Raw genomic sequence first — 12,906 nt, 5'->3', positions numbered from 1 at the left:
TGAACGGACTCGAGGCCCCGGCGTGGGATCCGGGGCCTCGAGAGATTCGGTCGTTCAGTGTCGCCGTTTGCCGCGGAACGACGCCGCGAGGAGCAGCAGCCCCACGAACACCGCGCCGCCGGCGATCACCCAGCGGAAGTCGAACGAGGGCAGCCAGCTCGCGCCGTCCGAGAGGACGTACGCCGACACCAGCAGCGTCGCGATCCCGACGATCAGGGTGAAGACGTCCAAACCGCGCTTGGCGGGCTGGGTTCCGGCCGGGTTGTCGTAGGCGTAAGGGTTCTGGTCAGTCACGCCGCACCTCCACGTTGCCCACGCCGTTCGAGACGTTCAGGGTGATCTTCTGGCCGCCGGCACCGTCGGCACCGAGGTCGGTCCCGATCAGCGAGTCCTGGTCGACGCCGTCGCTCGAGCGGCCGAGGCACGACGCCTCGCCCGCGCCGGTGCGGCAGTCGAAGGTGACGTCCGCGGTTTCCGGCACGATGACCGTGGTGTCGCCCGCGCCGTTGGACACCGTCGTCGAGTACGGCGTTCCGGCGGGCAGCTTGGTCAGGTCGAGCCGGATGTCGCCAGCCGCGTGCTGGTAGAGCGGCTGCAGTTCGGTCAGCGCCTGCGGGGTCGGATTGAGGTCGCCGACACCGCCGCGGAGGTTGAGGTCGTGGAACGGCGTGGTCGTCAGCACCATCCCGGCGATCGCCAGCGGGATGGCGAGCCCGACCAGGCCGCGCCCGCCGCCGGCGAACGCACCGGCGACCAGGCCGATCCCGACCACACCGAGCACCAGGCCGATGATGTGCTGCGCGGAGAACCAGCCGGCGCCGTTGAGGGCCGCCAGCACGCCGGCGCCCGCGGTCAGCACGGCCAGCGCGAACGTCGCCGAGCCGATCTTCGACCGGTGACGCCGTTGCGGGGCCTGGTAGGACGGCGGCGGCGTCGGCGGCTGCTGGGTGGGCGGGGCATCGGGGAGGTCCCAGCCTGCCGGGTCGGCGGCCAGCGGATCCCAGCCGCGCGCCGGCGACGGCGCCTCGGCGGTGTCGGTCATGGTGAAGGCTCCGTTTCCGGTGAAGGCCGGGTACGACGTCCGCGCGGCGACCGGTGCGGGACGGTTCTCGTGGCCGCGGCTGCGGTGCAGCAGGTAGAGGGCGGTGGCGATGAGGGCGCAGCTGATGAGCCCGCCGCCGTCGAACCACGACCCGCTGATCGAGCCACCGGTGCTGACGACGGTGAGGACCATCAGGACGATGGCGAACGCGGGTGACACCGAAGACCGGCCGCGCCCGATGAGGCTTTCGAAGCCGGAGACCTCGTCGCCGTCGCCGGGCAGGAACAGCCACCCCAGCAGGTAGAAGGGAACGCCGAAGCCGCCGAAGATCGTCGTGACGACCAGCGCGATCCGCACGACGACGGGGTCGATCCCGTACCGCCGCCCGATGGCGGCGGCCACCCCGGCCAGCTTCCGCCCGGAGTGCGGCCGCCGGGGCCGGCTGACCCAGAAGTCCTTGACGGTCTCCTCGAAGCCGTTCAGGGCACCCGGCTTCGGCGACCGGGTTTCGCTCGCACCACTCATACCGAGAAGCATGCGGCACCCGCGGCGGCGGGACATCGGGGATGGTCCCTGAGGTTTCCCCTGGCCCAGGGGTACCCGATGGATCAGGGGTTTCCCCGATGGAAGCGCGCCCCCGTGCGTGTGACGATGGACGGCGTGCAGGAGTCCCTCGACCACGTCACCGCCGAGAAGGCGATCGCGGCCACCACGGAACCGGCCGCGCCCAAGATGTTCCGGCGCCGGTCCGGGCGGGCCATCGCCGGTGTCGCCGGAGGGCTCGCCGACCACCTCGGCGTGCCGGTCGTCTGGGTGCGGACGGCCTTCGCGCTGCTGGCCGCGCTCAACGGCGCCGGCCTGCTCGCGTACGGCCTCCTCTGGGTCTTCGTCCAGCAGCAGTCCGAAGAAGCCACCGAGGCACCGACCCCGAAGGAACGGCAGCAGGCGTTCGGCCTGATCGCGCTGGGCGTCGGCCTCGCCGTCGCCAGCGGGACGCTCACCGGGTTCATCAGCGGCTGGGTCGCGGTGCCCCTCGCCGTCGCCATGATCGGTGCCGCGGTCGTCTGGCGGGAGGCCGACGAGTCGCAGCGCCGCCGCTGGAAGGTCGGCGCGAAGGACGGTTTCGCCGGGGCGTTCCTCGGCGGGGGCGGCTGGTCGGCCGCCATCCGGATCGTCGCCGGCGTCGCGCTGGTGATCACCGGCATCGGCGTCGTCGTGCTCCGCAGCGGCAGCCTCGACCAGGTCCAGTTCGCGCTCATCGCGGTCATCGCCACCCTGATCGGGGTCGCCGTGCTGACCGTGCCGTTCTGGCTGCGGCTGGTCCGGGACCTCTCCGACGAGCGCAAGGCCCGCATCCGCACCGACGAACGCGCCGAAATCGCCGCCCACCTGCACGACTCCGTGCTGCAGACGCTCGCGCTGATCCAGAAGCAGAGCGAGTCGCCGCGTGAGGTCGCGCGGCTGGCCCGCAGCCAGGAACGCGAACTGCGCGGCTGGCTCTACGGCGCAGGCGGCTACGGCAAGCCCGCCGAGAACGTCGAGGAAGCGACCGGCCAGCTGTCCGAAGCGCTCGCGACGGCGTGCGGCGAGGTCGAGGACACCTTCGCCATCTCGGTCGGCCAGGTCGTCGTCGGCGACGCCGAGCTGGACGAGTCGCTGGTCGCGCTCGTCCAGGCCGCGCGAGAGGCCATCGTCAACGCGGCCAAGCACGCCGGCGTCGAGGAGGTCAGCGTCTTCGCCGAGGTCGAGCCGACGGCGGTGACGGTGTTCGTCCGCGACCGCGGCAAGGGCTTCGACCCCGACGTCGTCCCGGACGACCGCCACGGCCTCGCCGACTCGATCCGCGGCCGGATGACCCGCCACGGCGGCACGTGCAAGGTCCGGACCGCGCCGGGCGAGGGCACCGAAGTGCAGCTCGCCATGCCGGTGAAAGCGGGTAAGGGAGCGGCGTGAGGCGGCTATGCTCGACGACGTGACGGACAACCAGCGTGAACCGGTCAAGGTGTTCCTCGTCGACGACCACGCGTTGTTCCGCGCCGGGGTGCGCACCGAGCTCGATTCGATCACCGACGAGGTCCGCGTGGTCGGCGAAGCCGGCTCGGTCGCCGAAGCGGTGGCGGGGATCGCCCGCACGAAGCCCCAGGTGGTGCTGCTCGACGTCCACATGCCCGACGGCGGCGGCGCCGAGGTGCTGCGCCGGGTCCGCCCGGAGCTGCCGGACGTGGTGTTCCTGGCCCTGTCGGTGTCGGACGCGGCGGAGGACGTCATCGCGGTCATCCGCGCGGGCGCACGCGGCTACGTGACGAAGACGATCTCGTCGAAGGAGCTGGTCCGCGCGGTGGTCCGCGTGTCGGACGGCGACGCGGTGTTCTCGCCGCGGCTGGCCGGGTTCGTGCTGGACGCGTTCGCCGACCGCCCGGGTTCGGCACCGATCAACGACCCGGAGCTCGACCTGCTGACGCCCCGCGAGCGCGACGTCCTGCGGCTGCTGGCCCGCGGGTATGCGTACAAGGAGATCGCGTCGGAGCTGTTCATCTCGGTGAAGACGGTGGAGACGCACGTGTCGAGCGTGCTGCGGAAGACCCAGCTGTCGAACCGCTACGAGCTCTCCCGCTGGGCCTCCGACCGCCGTCTCGTCTAGACGCGTTCCTCGGCCATGACCGGCGCCGGTGCGGCCACCCGCACCGGGAGCCGGGTCAGCGCCACGCCGCCGAGCACGACCACCATGCCCGCGATCACCCGCAGGTGCAGCTGCTCGCCCAGGAACACCGCCCCGAGCAGCACCGAAACCACCGGCAGCAGGTACCCCACCACCGAAGCCGCCACCGCGCCCTCGCTGGCCAGCAGCTGGTAGTTCAGCGCGAACGCGAACCCCGTCGACCCGATGCCCAGCACCAGCACGGCCAGCAGCGGCCCCGTCGACACGTGCACCGGCGTCAGCCCGCCCACCGGCATCGCCAGCACCAGCATCCCGCTGGCGAGCAGCATCTGGCCCGCCGAAGTCGCGTACGGCGACAGCGACGGGTCCGACAGGTGCTTGCCCTCGTAGACGAACGCGAAGCCGTAGCTCGCCGCCGCCGCGAGGCACGCCAGGGCGCCCCAGCTCAGCAGGCCCGATGCCTGCCACGGCGCGAAGATCAGCAGGATCCCGCCGAGGCCGACGACCAGGCCGGCCACGCGTGCCCCCGTCATCCGCGACGACGTCCCCATCATCGGCGCCGCGAGCAGCACCCACAGCGGCGTGGTCGAGTTCAGCACCCCGGTGATGCCCGAATCGACCGTCGTCTCGCCGATCGCGAACAGCAGGAACGGCAGCGCGTTGTGGAAGAACGCCGCGACCGCCAGGTGTCCCCACATCCGGCGGTCCCGCGGCAGCCGCGCTCGCTGCAGGCGGCACAGCACCAGCAGCATCGCGGCGCCGAGCACCAGCCGCGCCAGCACCAGCTGCACCGGCGAGAACATCCCCAGTCCCAGCTTGATCCAGAAGAAGCTCGAGCCCCACATCAGCGCCAGCGCACCGATCCTGAGCAGGGTCTTCGTCTCGCCCACCCCAGTCCTCCTTCGACAGCCGCCACGAGCTTTACCCGGCCCAGACGTAAGGACAAGCGAAATTAACTGCATGAACACTTAAGCTGAGCTGTACGATCGGGGCATGCTCGACGTCCGCCGCATGCAGGTCCTCCGTGCCGTCATCACCAGCGGGTCGATCACGGCCGCGGCGCGCAACCTCGGCTACACGCCGTCCGCGATCAGCCAGCAGCTGTCCGCGCTGGAACGCGAGGCCGGCACCGCGCTGCTCGAACGCGTCGGGCGCGGCGTCCGGCCGACGCCGGCGGGCGCGTTGCTGTCCGAGCACGCCGAGACGCTCAGCACCGAGCTCGCCAAGGCCGAAGCCGCGCTGACCGAGCTCAAGGAGGGCCGGATCGGCCGCGTCTCGATCCGCTACTTCGCCACCGCGGGCGCGTCGCTGGTCCCGCCCGCGATCGCCGCGGTCCGCCGCGAGCACCCCGGCGTCCGCCTCGACCTCAAGCTCGTCGAACCCGACGACCCGATGATGGACGTCGAAGCGGGCAACGCCGACGTCGCGATCACCGTGTTCCCGCGCAGTACCCCGCCCGGCAAGGGGGTCGAGCTGGTGCACCTGCTGGACGACCCGTACCGCGCCGTGCTGCCGAGGACCCACCCGCTGGCGCGCAAACGCGTGCTGGACCTGACGGAGTTCGCCGAGGAGCCGTGGGTCGGCGTCGACGGCCTCCCGGGTGTCTGCCGCGACATCCTGGACAGCGCCTGCGCGTCCGCCGGCTTCGCACCCAACGTCGCCGTCGAATCCGAGGACTACCAGACGGCGCTGGGCTTCATCGCCGCCGGCATCGGCGTCGGGCTGATCCCGGAGCTCGGGCTGGGGGTCGGCGCGCAGCACCCCGGCGTGGTCGTCCGCCGGATCCGCAACCCCGAGCCGGTCCGGGCGATCCACGCCGCGGTCGCGTCCCGGGCCTGGGGGCACCCGGCCGTCCGCACCCTGCTGGAAGCCATGCGCGCGGCGACCGCCAAGGTCGCTTAGACGAAGAACAGCTCCGCGACGAGGATGCCGACCAGCACCGCCGCGAGGATCGCGGCCACGGTGATCAGCGTCTTCTTCGACACCGGCAGGTTCCACGCCTCGGCCTGCTGCGGCGCGGGAGCGGGCGGCGGCACGTACTGCGTTGCCTGGTGGACCGGCGGGATCTGCTGCGTCGCACCCTGCGGGTAGCCGGGCGGCGGCGTCAGCGGGATCTGCTGCTGGAACTGCGGGCCCGACGGCATCGGCGGCCCCTGCGGCCCCGGGGGCGGCATCGGGGGGCCGCCCGGCCCCGCCGGCCAGCCGACGGGCATGGTCGGCATCGCGGGCGCGGTCGGGGGGATGAACGCCGTTTCGCGGCCTTCGGTGATCGCCTTCAGCGAGTGGACGGTGTCCGCCATCGTCGGGCGCGTGTTCGGGTCCGCGCGCAGCATCTTGCGCAGCGCTTCGGTCAGGACACCCGAGTTGTGCGGCGGGCGCTCGGACGACTGGCCGTCGTCCCCGAACGGCGGCACGCCTTCCACGGCCGTGTAGAGCGTCGCGCCGAGGGAGAAGACGTCCGCGGCCGGCGTGCCCGGCAACCCGCGTGCGACCTCGGGCGCCACGTACGCCGGGCTCGGCCCGCCGCCGCTGATGCCGATGTCGGTGAGCTTGACGCCGCCGTCGTCGGCCAGCAGCACCGTGCCCGGCTCGAGGGTGCGGTGCACGAACCCGGCCGCGTGGATGGCCGCCAGCGCGTTGCCGAGCTGGATGCCCAGCTGCGCCGCCTGGTCGGGGGTGAGCCTGCCGTGCTCGGCGAGGAACGTCGCCATGCTGCGCGACGGGATGTACTCCATCACCAGCCAGACGTCCTGGCCGTCCGGCAGCACGTCGAACACCTTGATCGCGCAGGGGTGCTCGATCCGCGCCGCGTCCTTGCCCTCCTGCATGGCGGCGGCGCGTGCCTGCTCGGCCCGCTCGCCCGCGCCCACCGGCAGGTACATCCGCTTCATCGCGACGGTCCGGAACAGCCGCGTGTCGAACGCCAGCCACACGATGCCGGCGCGGCCACGGCCGATCGGCTGGTCCAGCCGGAACCGGCCGCCGACGATGGTGCCTTCAGAACTCAAAACTGACCTCGGGGCATCAGGGGTTGGTTGCGGCCGAGCTGGACGTGGTCGGCTGTTCCGGCGTCGAGCTCGGGGGAGCCTCCGAAGTCGGCGTTGTCGTCTTCGGTGTCGTCGACCTCGGCGTGGTCGTCGCCGCTTCGGTGTTCCGCGAGGTCGTCGCGCGCTTCGACGACGAGGTCGTCTCGGTCACCGGAGGGGGCACATCGGCCGTGCTGACCGGCTCCTCCGACGTCGTCGGCGGCGTCTCCGACGTCGCGACGGGCGAAGGCTTGGTGCTGGACACCGGCGCGGCAGGCGCCTCCGGGTTGTTCGGGCTCAGCAGCCAGACGACGAGCGCCACCAGGCCCACGACCACGATGCCGCCGATGATCGCCGGGCGCTTCCAGGCGCCGGGCTTCTCGTCGTCATCGTCGACCGGGCTCATCTGCGGACGCGACCGCGGCGGCGGTGGCGCGGGCTCGTCGTCGTAATCGTCGTAGTCGTCCTCGTACCCGCCCTGCTCGTGCGGCGGCACCGGCACGGCGCGGGTCGCGGCCAGCCCGGGCGGCACGCCCCCGGCCGCGTGGTCGTCGTCGCCGTAGCGGCCGTACCCGTCGTAGTCGTCCTCCGGGTAGCCGGTGGCCTCCGGGTAGTCGTCCTCGTCGTAGTACGGCACGGCCTGTGTCGGGGCCGCCCCGCCGCCGAGCAGCGTGCCCGAGTGGCCCGCGGAGATCCCGTCGAACATCTGCGTCGCGTTCGGGTCGGCCACGGCGGCGGCGCCGAGCACGCCGGCGGACGGCGCCATCATGGTCTCGTCCGCCGGGCCGCCGAGCGGGGTCTCCCCGCGGGCGACGGCCGCGAGCAGCTCCTCGCACTCCTCGGCGGTCGGCCGGTGGTCGACGTCCGGGTGCAGCAGCACGGCCAGCACGCTGGCCAGCGGCCCGGACTGGCGCGGCGGGTTGATCTGCCCGGCCGCGACCGCGTGCAGCAGGCTCAGCGTGTTCTCGGACAGCCCGAACGGCGGCTGGCCCTCGCACGCCGCGTAGAGCGTGGAGCCGAGGGAGAAGACGTCGGACTCCGGCCCGGGATCGCCGCCGATGGCGACTTCGGGGGCCAGGTAGGCGGGGGTGCCGGCGATCATCCCGGTCTTGGTGACCGTGACGTCGTCCTTGGCGCGGGAGATGCCGAAGTCGGTGATCTTCACGACGCCGTTGCCGCCGAGGAGGATGTTGCCCGGCTTGATGTCCCGGTGCACGATGCCGACCGCGTGTGCCTCGCGCAGCGCCGCGGCGACCTGGGCGCCGATGCGCGCCACCTCGGTCGGCGGCAGCGTGCGGCGCTCCTGCAGGACGGCGGCCAGGCTGGTGGAGTTGAGGTACTCCATGATCAGGCACGGCTGGCCGTTGTCGTCGGTGACGACGTCGAAGACGGAGATCGCGTTGGGGTGGTGCAGCCGGGCCGCGATCCGGCCCTCGCGCATCGTCCGCTGGCGGGCGTCCTCGGCGTCGTGCTGGTCCAGGTGCGGCTGGAGCAGGAGCTGCTTGATGGCCACCGTGCGGCCCAGGACCTCGTCGTGCGCCTGCCAGACGGCCCCCATCGCGCCCGTGCCGATCCGCCCGACGATGCGGTATCGATCGGCGACCAGACGACCCTCGTCGCTCACGCGACCTCCCTTTGGGCTCCCGCTACACCAGGGCGTGCGGATCGGTGCCTGGTGGCGCGGCCACGAGCACGCCGCTTCGCTGGAGCGTATGCACATGTCGTGGGCTCTGAGCCGGCTTTTCCGAGACCGGCCCGTGACAAGGCTAGGCGCTCACTCTGCGCACACGAAATCGGCACGGGCACTTGAACCAGGGGTGAAGGGGTGATCGCGGTGGGCTACATGTACTGGGCCGAGACGAGCTCGGCTTCGGTGATCAGCCCGCCGGTGTCGGCGACCCGGAACAGCTGGGTGACGCGCACCAGCGCGCCGTCCGGCCGGTGCAGCGTCGCGACCGCGAGGATCGAACCGTCCGGCTTGATCCGCGTGTCGGCTTCCTGGACGTCGATGGCGTCCATCGCGCTCCAGGTGCGGACCAGCTCGCCTGCCGTGCCGTCGACCAGCGCCGGGCTCAGCAGGGCGAGCGCGCCCGCCGAGTCACGGGCGATCTTGGCGTAGAAGTCCTTGACGGCCTGGATCTTGCGGCTGGCGCTGCGCGCGTCGGCGGCCTTGTCCGGGACCGGGGTGGCCGCGGCCGGCGTCGGCTGGGCCCGCGGGGTGCCGTTCGCCTGCTGGGCGGCCGGAGTGTCTTCGGGGTGCGTGCCCGGCGTCGCCGGGCTGTGCCGCTCCGGCGCGCTGCCGCCGGCCTGGTGCTGCGGGACGGCGAGGCCGCCGAGTTCCGCCGCGCCGCTGAACCCGGCGGGCGTGGACTGGCCACCGGAGGCGGCGACGCGGTGGGAGCCGGTCAGCATCGGCGCGGCGATCACCGCGCCGGCGACGAGCGCACCCGCGGCGACGAGCCCGGTCAGCTTCGCGCGGCGCGCGAACCGGCTTTCCGGCTCGCCGCCGTCTTCGGTCTGCTCCGGCTCGCGGGCCGGCTCGGTCCGCGTCGGCAGGAACCGTTGCGGGTCGCGGAAGACCTGCTCGAGATGGTCGCGGTCGGCGTCGGCGACGCCGACCAGGATCTCGGCCGGGATGACGTCCTCGACGCGGACGGCGTGAGGTGACTCACGGCGTGTGCGCTGCCGATCAAGCACGAAAGTCCTCGCTCTGGGTTCCGGGACGGTCACCCGGCCGTTCGGCCGGGCGCCCGCTGGTCCGGTTGGTCGGCTCGTGGCCGGGTTTCCGGATTCGTTGTCGTCAGGTAACCCTGTGCGGACGGCGATCACCAGGCTCTGTCGCCGGAATGCCGTCGCCACACGACGAGCGGCAGCTTATGTCACCCACCCGGACCAGGCATTACCGCTCAGCGCACCGCACGTGCATCAGAACGGGCGAACCGCACGTGCAGGTTTGGTTACTGGCCGTCAGCCGTGATCTTGTCGCCGTCGCCGAAGGTCAAGATGCGCTCCTCGAGCGTCTTGGTCCCGTCGGTGTGGGTGACCTCGACGGTGTTGACCGTGACGCCGCGCTGCTGGTCGATGCTGACCTTCTTGACCTCGAAGTAGGCGATGCCGGCGTACCGCTCGGCGAGCGCCTGCGGCCCCTGGTCGTGCAGGTGGCCGGTGGTCACCGACGACGCCGCGGACGGGTCGGTGGTGACGGTGTTGAAGAACTTCTCCGAGTTGTCCCCCATGGTCTGGGCGTCCGGCGGGAAGGAGTACCACCACGGCGGCTTGACCGGGGTTTCGCGCTGGGCGGGCGTGACCGGCGGCTTCCGCGGCGTCGCGCTCGGGGCGGCCGGGCCGGTGGTGGTCGTCTCCGGCGCGGGGGTGTTCGCGGACGGCGGGGGAGCGACGCCGTCGACCGGCCCGGCGCCACCGCCGCTGTCGGTCTTCCCGGCGCTGGCGTCGTCGTCCGGCCGCGACGAGGAGTCCGGTCCGGCCGCGGACCCGCCCTGCGTGGGCGGCCGGTACTCGCCGGTGGGGTCGACGATCGCCGGCACGCCCTGGTAGCCCGGCCACGCACCCTGCACGGCCTGGTCCATCGGCGGTTTCCCGACGAGGAAGGAGCCGGCGCACAGCAGCCCGACGACGACGGCCCCGGACGCCCCGGTGGCGAACCAAGCCGCCTTCCGCCACGTCTTCGGCGGTGTCACCGACGCGGGCACGGACCCGATGGTGAAGCCACCCAGGCCATCGATGGGAGGAGCGGAGTAGACGCGGACGTCGTCTTCGTCGAGGTCCACGCACCGCGGCGCGGGCGCGGCCAGCGAGACGCGCATCCGCCGGGCCACCCGCTCGGCGTGGCTCTCGGCAACCGGCGCTTCGTCCGCGGCGGCCTCGAGGTCGTCGTCTTCGAGGACGGCCGGGTCGTCCGGGGCATCGAGCGGGAGACTGCCGTGCGCGACCGGGAAAAGCGGCGCCCCGGGCCGCCGGTCACGCGGCTGCGGCAGCGGAAGCAACCCGGAAACGCGCGTATCGGCCGGGGCGGCTTCGGTGGGTTGCCGATGAAAAGGGCGGCTGCCCACCTCCGCCGGCTCGATCGGCCCGCTGTGTCGCAGGGGATGGGCTCCGCTCTCCGGCGGTTCGCCCGGTGCGCGGTATTGCCCGGGGTGCGCGCCGCCCCGCAGGGGATGGGCGCCGCCCTCCCGCCGTTCGTCCGGTCCGCGGTACCACACGGGATGGGGCCCGCTCTCCGGTAGTTCGCCTGGTCCGCGGTACTGCCGGGATGGGGCCCGGCTCTCCGTCGGCTCGCCCGGCGCGTAGTGCCGCACGGAAGGCGAGGCGGGTTCCGGCGCGACGCCGGCCGCGTGGTGCCGCACCGGGCGGTGCTGTGGCAGCGGCGGCGTCCAGCTCTCCGCGCTGCCGCGCCGGTGCCGCCCGGGATGCGCGGGTGCGGCAGCGCGTCCGTGGAACTCCGTGCCTTGGCTCATGTGAGTTCGACCACCCGGCGGTGCGGTCCTGACGCCATCCGGCGGCGGGACGACCCGATCGGAGCACCCTCACGCGCGGAATCCTGTTCGGAATCCTGCGCAGATGCACGCGCACGCGAAGACAGACGCGCGGGGCCGATGCCCCCGCGCGTCCGCCGGGCATCGCCCGACCCAGACGCAAGGGTCCTCACGGCGTCAACCCTAAGAGCATCCGGCGGAGAAAGTCGCCCCCAAACCTGCAAGTTGCAGAGGTTTCACCCGGTAGGGCGCGACCGAACGGGCGATGGTGACGCTGCGAAGTTCCACCCAGCGCCATCGACCCTGATCAGGAAGTTCAGCCTCCCGTGCGGTAACGGTCCCGCGTGGATTGCAGCGCCTTCGTCGCCACGACCCCGCTACCGGCGGCGACGATGATCGCGAAGACGTCGAGCGTCGGTCCCCCGGCCGTGAGCAACCAGGCGAACAGCGAAGCCGCGGTGGTACCGCCGGCCACCGCCCACCTGCTCTTGACGTACTGCGCGACCGGAGCGCCTCCGGCCCGCTTACCCGCTGCGTTGTTGAGCAGCGCCAGATACCCCACATGGCCCAGCGCGGCCAGCACGCTCGCGAGCGCGACGATGACGGCGATGAGGTTCACGAGCCAGTCCATGACCCCAGTCTGCCTGCACCGGGGCCACCAGTGCCTCGGGGAAGTCCCCGAATTCACCGCAACCGTTACCGGCCGAGCCGCCCGCGGCCCAGGTTCAGCAGCGCCATGGCCAGCTGCCGGCCGTCCGGGCCGAGTTCGCGGTAGCGCGCGAGCACGTCCATCTCGCGGTTGTAGACGATGCGCGTGCCGCCGGCGGCCATCCGCGCGGCCCCGATCGTCTTGGACACTTCGACCCGGCGTTTGACCAGCCGCAGGATCTCCTTGTCCAGCCAGTCGATCTCCTCCCGGAGCGACGCGATGTCGTCGCCCGCGGGGGTGTGCTCGGCGGGCTGGCCGTCGGCGTTCGTCGCGTGTGCGTTCATCGGGACCTCTTCCTTGAAGCCCGGACCAGGCCCCAGGGACGGCGACAGCCCCGGGTCCGTGGACTCCGGGGCTGGCGTGATGGCGGTTCGGGCACTACGCGATCACGGGAGCCGGAGTCCGGGTCCCGTAGAAAAATCGCTTCACGAGGTGCCGCATGCGGTCAGTATGGCACAGCGGCACGGGGCCGTTCCCGTGCCGAGCGCCCCCCGGCGTGCACCAGGAGGCTGACTGCGAGCCAGAACAGCGGGAAGGCGGGCCAGAAGAACCCGGCCCCCAGCACCGCCCAGCGGACGATCACCAGAACGGCGACCGCGGCCACCACGGCGAGGTGGACGCGCAGCGCGGGATGCCGCCGCAGCGCCTCCCGGCTCAGCGCGAACCCGGGCGTCGGCGGCGCGGGCCGCGGCAGATCAGTGGTGAGCGCGGCGAGTTCGTCGGTGAACCGCGCGGCGTAAACGCGGCTGAGGCGCTCTTCGACCTCATCGAGGGTGAGCCGGCCTTCGGAACCGGCGGTCTGGACGGTGGTGGCGACGCGTTCCCGATCGGCGTCGGCGGCCCGGATCCGGGCGGAGCTGGTGTCTTCCATGTCCACCGATGCTCCGCGCAGCAAGGCGGCACCGCGTCGGACGGCAGGCGACAACCGGCGCTACGCCCTCCGCCGTACCCGAGTGCCTCGCCGAAGCACCGGCTCG

The 12,906-nt window shown here is 72.6% G+C and carries 13 protein-coding genes; 3 read left to right on the top strand and 10 right to left on the bottom strand.

What is annotated here, in order from left to right:
- Positions 1-54 precede the first annotated feature (54 nt).
- Both ACLJQE_RS13570 and ACLJQE_RS13565 read right to left on the bottom strand, forming a co-directional pair.
- Positions 55-294 carry a hypothetical protein gene (locus ACLJQE_RS13570; RefSeq protein ID WP_410639540.1) on the bottom strand — a complete coding sequence of 80 codons (240 nt, stop codon included), beginning with the start codon at positions 292-294 and terminating at the stop codon, positions 55-57.
- Positions 287-1,567: a PspC domain-containing protein gene (locus ACLJQE_RS13565; protein ID WP_410639539.1), complete on the bottom strand. Its 1,281-nt coding sequence runs from the start codon at positions 1,565-1,567 to the stop codon at positions 287-289. The genes ACLJQE_RS13570 and ACLJQE_RS13565 overlap by 8 nt, the downstream gene beginning before the upstream one ends.
- Positions 1,568-1,687: 120 nt before the next feature.
- Here ACLJQE_RS13565 and ACLJQE_RS13560 point away from each other — a divergent pair, with 120 nt between their 5' ends.
- Entirely contained in the window at positions 1,688-2,995 is a 1,308-nt protein-coding gene (locus tag ACLJQE_RS13560; protein WP_410639797.1) for a PspC domain-containing protein, read from the top strand.
- Positions 2,996-3,002: 7 nt separating this feature from the next.
- Positions 3,003-3,683 (top strand): response regulator, encoded by a 681-nt coding sequence (locus ACLJQE_RS13555; RefSeq protein ID WP_013222701.1) that lies wholly within the window; start codon positions 3,003-3,005, stop codon positions 3,681-3,683.
- Here ACLJQE_RS13555 and ACLJQE_RS13550 read toward each other — a convergent pair.
- Positions 3,680-4,591, bottom strand: coding sequence for a DMT family transporter (locus ACLJQE_RS13550; protein ID WP_410639538.1), 912 nt, complete (start codon positions 4,589-4,591; stop codon positions 3,680-3,682). The two genes, ACLJQE_RS13555 and ACLJQE_RS13550, sit on opposite strands and share 4 nt — an antisense overlap.
- Before the next feature lie 103 nt (positions 4,592-4,694).
- Here ACLJQE_RS13550 and ACLJQE_RS13545 point away from each other — a divergent pair, with 103 nt between their 5' ends.
- The gene (locus tag ACLJQE_RS13545; RefSeq protein WP_410639537.1) at positions 4,695-5,603 is read left to right on the top strand and encodes a LysR family transcriptional regulator; all 909 of its coding nucleotides are present in this window, start codon (positions 4,695-4,697) and stop codon (positions 5,601-5,603) included.
- On the opposite strand, the gene ACLJQE_RS13540 is transcribed toward ACLJQE_RS13545, so the two are convergent.
- From ACLJQE_RS13540 to ACLJQE_RS13510, 7 genes are all read right to left on the bottom strand, one after another.
- Positions 5,600-6,709 (bottom strand): serine/threonine-protein kinase, encoded by a 1,110-nt coding sequence (locus ACLJQE_RS13540; RefSeq protein ID WP_410639536.1) that lies wholly within the window; start codon positions 6,707-6,709, stop codon positions 5,600-5,602. The genes ACLJQE_RS13545 and ACLJQE_RS13540 overlap by 4 nt on opposite strands.
- A gap of 16 nt (positions 6,710-6,725) precedes the next feature.
- Positions 6,726-8,351, bottom strand: coding sequence for a protein kinase domain-containing protein (locus tag ACLJQE_RS13535; protein ID WP_410639535.1), 1,626 nt, complete (start codon positions 8,349-8,351; stop codon positions 6,726-6,728).
- A gap of 215 nt (positions 8,352-8,566) precedes the next feature.
- On the bottom strand, positions 8,567-9,424 hold the full coding sequence (locus ACLJQE_RS13530) for a hypothetical protein (RefSeq protein ID WP_410639534.1): 858 nt from the start codon (positions 9,422-9,424) through the stop codon (positions 8,567-8,569).
- Between the two features lie 260 nt (positions 9,425-9,684).
- The gene (locus ACLJQE_RS13525; RefSeq protein ID WP_410639533.1) at positions 9,685-10,731 is read right to left on the bottom strand and encodes a hypothetical protein; all 1,047 of its coding nucleotides are present in this window, start codon (positions 10,729-10,731) and stop codon (positions 9,685-9,687) included.
- A gap of 805 nt (positions 10,732-11,536) precedes the next feature.
- Positions 11,537-11,851, bottom strand: a complete 315-nt coding sequence (locus tag ACLJQE_RS13520) for a hypothetical protein (protein WP_086844131.1) — start codon at positions 11,849-11,851, stop codon at positions 11,537-11,539.
- Between the two features lie 65 nt (positions 11,852-11,916).
- Complete coding sequence (locus ACLJQE_RS13515) at positions 11,917-12,213, bottom strand: chorismate mutase (protein ID WP_013222709.1); 297 nt, start codon at positions 12,211-12,213, stop codon at positions 11,917-11,919.
- Between the two features lie 161 nt (positions 12,214-12,374).
- A complete protein-coding gene (locus ACLJQE_RS13510; RefSeq protein WP_410639796.1) occupies positions 12,375-12,800 on the bottom strand; it encodes a DUF1707 domain-containing protein in 426 nt (141 codons plus the stop codon).
- Between the last annotated feature and the right edge of the window lie 106 nt (positions 12,801-12,906).

Source organism: Amycolatopsis sp. lyj-346, from assembly GCF_046548975.1.
Lineage (GTDB): Bacteria > Actinomycetota > Actinomycetes > Mycobacteriales > Pseudonocardiaceae > Amycolatopsis.
The sequence above is the reverse complement of the archived record's forward strand: the minus strand, read 5'-3'. Positions and strand labels throughout refer to the sequence as shown.

Excerpts from the sequence above, each read along its gene's own strand:
- ACLJQE_RS13555 (WP_013222701.1), top strand. The coding sequence starts at position 3,003 with ATGCTCGACGACGTGACGGACAACCAGCGTGAACCGGTCAAGGTGTTC.
- ACLJQE_RS13510 (WP_410639796.1), bottom strand. The coding sequence starts at position 12,800 with ATGGAAGACACCAGCTCCGCCCGGATCCGGGCCGCCGACGCCGATCGG.
- ACLJQE_RS13545 (WP_410639537.1), top strand. The coding sequence starts at position 4,695 with ATGCTCGACGTCCGCCGCATGCAGGTCCTCCGTGCCGTCATCACCAGC.
- ACLJQE_RS13565 (WP_410639539.1), bottom strand. The coding sequence starts at position 1,567 with ATGAGTGGTGCGAGCGAAACCCGGTCGCCGAAGCCGGGTGCCCTGAAC.
- ACLJQE_RS13515 (WP_013222709.1), bottom strand. The coding sequence starts at position 12,213 with ATGAACGCACACGCGACGAACGCCGACGGCCAGCCCGCCGAGCACACC.
- ACLJQE_RS13520 (WP_086844131.1), bottom strand. The coding sequence starts at position 11,851 with ATGGACTGGCTCGTGAACCTCATCGCCGTCATCGTCGCGCTCGCGAGC.